General features: G+C 35.3%; 3 protein-coding genes. All 3 read left to right on the forward strand.

All coding sequences use genetic code 11. The features are described 5' to 3' along the window. The first annotated feature begins 161 nt into the window (after positions 1 to 161). The 3 genes from J7K39_03170 to J7K39_03180 all read left to right on the forward strand — a co-directional run bounded on the left by J7K39_03170 (position 162) and on the right by J7K39_03180 (position 3,246). Positions 162 to 1,265 (forward strand): hypothetical protein, encoded by a 1,104-nt coding sequence (locus tag J7K39_03170; protein MCD6178884.1) that lies wholly within the window; start codon positions 162 to 164, stop codon positions 1,263 to 1,265. A gap of 453 nt (positions 1,266 to 1,718) precedes the next feature. Then, on the forward strand, positions 1,719 to 3,056 hold the full coding sequence (locus J7K39_03175) for a putative DNA binding domain-containing protein (protein ID MCD6178885.1): 1,338 nt from the start codon (positions 1,719 to 1,721) through the stop codon (positions 3,054 to 3,056). Positions 3,057 to 3,084: 28 nt separating this feature from the next. After that, positions 3,085 to 3,246 carry a hypothetical protein gene (locus J7K39_03180; protein ID MCD6178886.1) on the forward strand — a complete coding sequence of 54 codons (162 nt, stop codon included), beginning with the start codon at positions 3,085 to 3,087 and terminating at the stop codon, positions 3,244 to 3,246. Positions 3,247 to 3,262 lie beyond the last annotated feature (16 nt).

Below are 3,262 nucleotides of genomic sequence, written 5' to 3' on the forward strand. Positions count from 1 at the left end.
AGAAAAAGCCCTCTGCGCTCTGCGCTAACAATCAACAGTAAGAAGTGAGCAAATAGTAAAGCAGTTCCCTAAGAAAGAACTTAATTATACATCCACAATTACAAATCGAAACAAAACAAGACAAATTGCGTACCATACACAAAACGTCTTATAGATAAAAAATGATTCAAGTAGGTAAACCCGTAACAGGAAGTCAACTTATTGGCCGTGATCAGGATTTGAGTTTAATCAAGGAATTATTGGTCGCCGGACAAAGTGTTGTATTAATTGCTCCTCGAAGAATGGGGAAAACATCCGTTCTTACAGAACTATTATTACAGCTGAAAGAAGAAGGCTTTTTTACCGTTTCTACCGATGTGTTTGCCAGTCCTGATATTCTAAGCCTATCCAAACGAATTACAGAAAGTGTTCTTGCAAACAGAAAATTGGATACGGTTTTTAGAACTGCTTTAACAAGCTTTGCAGAAGCCTTTAAAAATATAAATTTCCGTACCGAAGTAGAAGATTTCTCATTTATTCTGGATTATAACCAAAAGGGGAAACCGGCGATGGAGCTCTTAGAACATAGTATCGACTTTATCGAGACCTATGCCAAAAAGCATAATCAAAAAAGTATTGCTGCTTTTGATGAATTTGGTGATATTAAAAAATTAGACGGAAAAGAAATCGTTAAATTATTTCGGGCGAAGATACAACATCAACAAAATACAGCCTATTTATTTACAGGAAGCTACGAGTCGGTTATGAACGAACTCTTTGTAAGTAAAAACGCTCCCTTTTTCAGAATGGCTCGTATTATTAATCTTGAAAATATCGCTTCCGAATATTTTATGCCTTACTTGATAGAAACCGTACAAAAGGAAGGCTTACCTATAGAAACCCTTCGCTTGAATGAGATTTTAGATTTTACAAAAGGACATCCTTATTATACTCAACTTTATTTGCAAGAAATGATGATCCAACTGAAACTCTATCCTGAAAATAAAATCCTCTCACATCAAGAGATGATTGAACGACTTCTTTTGATTGAAAAAAATTATCTTGAAAAATATTGGGAAGAGCTTTCAAGCAGTAAAGAATTACGTCAAATCTGTCTTGCCGTAGCAATAAGCACAAAAGCAATTTATACAAGATTATCAAAAACAAACGTAAATATCGCAAGAGGACTAACAAAATTAAAAGGAAAAGGAATCCTAAATACACAAGGACAAATATCCGATCCGCTTTTTAAAGAATGGCTGAAAGTGAATATTATTCGGGAGTGATCCGTTAAGGGACGGACAAGTGTAACAGAGAGACGAATAGTGAATGAAGCACTTCTGAAAGCTCAGTGTAAAAATGAAGAGTGCAGAGTGCGGAATGAAGAGTGTAGAATGGAAAACCTCAACACCCTCACCTCGAGCAGACTTGTCCCGAAAGTTTACGATTCGGGAGAGAGGTCTCAAACAAAGAGTAAGTAGTAAGGAGAAAAGGAGAACTGGAGAGTTGGCGAAAAGAAGACGAAGAGAGAAGGAGACGAAGAGAAAAGGAGAAATTAGTAAAGAGTAGAGAGACGAATAGTGAATAGTGATTGAAGAGTAAGGAACAAGGAATGAAGATTGCAGAGTAAAGAAATGACTTTTCGACCTTTGACCCCTGTTCCGCTAACGAACAGTAAAAAATTGAATGCTCAATAAACATATTGTATTAAAGACATCTTTTAACAAAGTAATTATAGAATGAAAGAAAATCAGCAAATAGAGTTTAAGGAATCTTGGCGTGATGAGTTCCTCAAACATATTTGTGCCTTTGCCAATAGTAAAGGTGGACGTCTTTTTATTGGTATTAAGGATGATGGTACTGTTATTGGCGTAAAAGACAGTAAAAAATTACTGGAGGATATTCCAAATAAAGCAATTCAGTTATTAGGGATCGTAATAGATATTGATGCAATACACAAGAACGGATTTGATATTATTGAAATTACCGTCATAACAAGTTCAGTTCCTATATCATTCCGAGGCAAATACTTTATTCGTAGTGGCAGTACAGTTCAAGAATTATATGGTTCTAAATTGAGAGAGTATATTTTAAGGAAAGATAATATTACCTGGGATGAAATAAGCGTTCCTCTTGCACAAATTGATGATCTTGACGAAATTCTGATTCAACGTTTTGTGTCAAAAGCAGTAAGCGCCAATCGTTTGTCTACAGATGCTTTAAATGATGATTTTGAGCTCAACTTAAAAAAATTGGATCTAATAAAAGACAATGGAGAATTAACAAGAGCTGCAGTATTGCTTTTTGGAAGTCGTCCACACAAATACATTAGAACGGCAACCGTTAGAATTGGGCGCTTTGGTAGATCAGATGCAGATTTGATAAACCATGATATTATTGAAGGTAATATTCTAGAAATGCCAGATAGAATTATTGAAATTCTGAGAACAAAATACCTTCCTTCTCCAATTTCTTATCAGGGCTTAGAACGTATAGAACAATTGCAATACCCCGAAAAAGCACTCAGAGAAGCAGTACTTAATGCAATTGTTCATAGAGATTATGGCGAACAAACAGACATAACAATTCATATCTACGACAATAGACTCGTTATTTGGAATAGCGGAACACTGATTTCACCTTTAAACGTGGAAATGCTTAAAATAAAACATCCTTCAAAAAGGAGAAATGCAATTATTGCAAATGTTTTTTTTAGAATTGGTTATATTGAAGCTTGGGGAAGAGGAACTATTCTAATGACTGAGGAAATGAAAAAACTTCACTTACCTGAACCCATAATTGAAGAGTTTGCCGGTGGTATACAAATTAGTTTTTTCAATACAAACAAAACTACCAGTAAAACTACTAGTAAAACTACCAGTAAAACTACCAGTAAAACTACCGAAAAAGTTTTTGATATTATTGTGAGTAACCCCTTAGTAACAGCAAAAGAAATTGCAGAATTATTAAAGCTTACAGAGGAGGGAATTCGTTATCATCTGAAAAAATTAAAGAAGATAAATCGAATAAAATATATTGGATCGGCAAAACAGGGACATTGGGAAGTTATAAAGTAAAAAGTAATCCGTTAAGGGACGGACAAGTGTGACAGAGAGACGAATAGTGAATGAAGCACTTCTGAAGGCTCAGGGTAAAAGTGCAGAATGGAAAACCTCAACCTGTCATCCTGAGCGACCAGAGGGAGACGAAGGATCTCGTAAAGATAAAGAGCGAACTGGCGAATTGGAGACAAGGAGAAAAAAGTAATTAGTAAGAAGTAGAG

The sequence above is a fragment of the Bacteroidales bacterium genome (assembly GCA_021157585.1).
In the GTDB taxonomy this organism is placed as follows: Bacteria; Bacteroidota; Bacteroidia; order Bacteroidales; family UBA12170; genus UBA12170.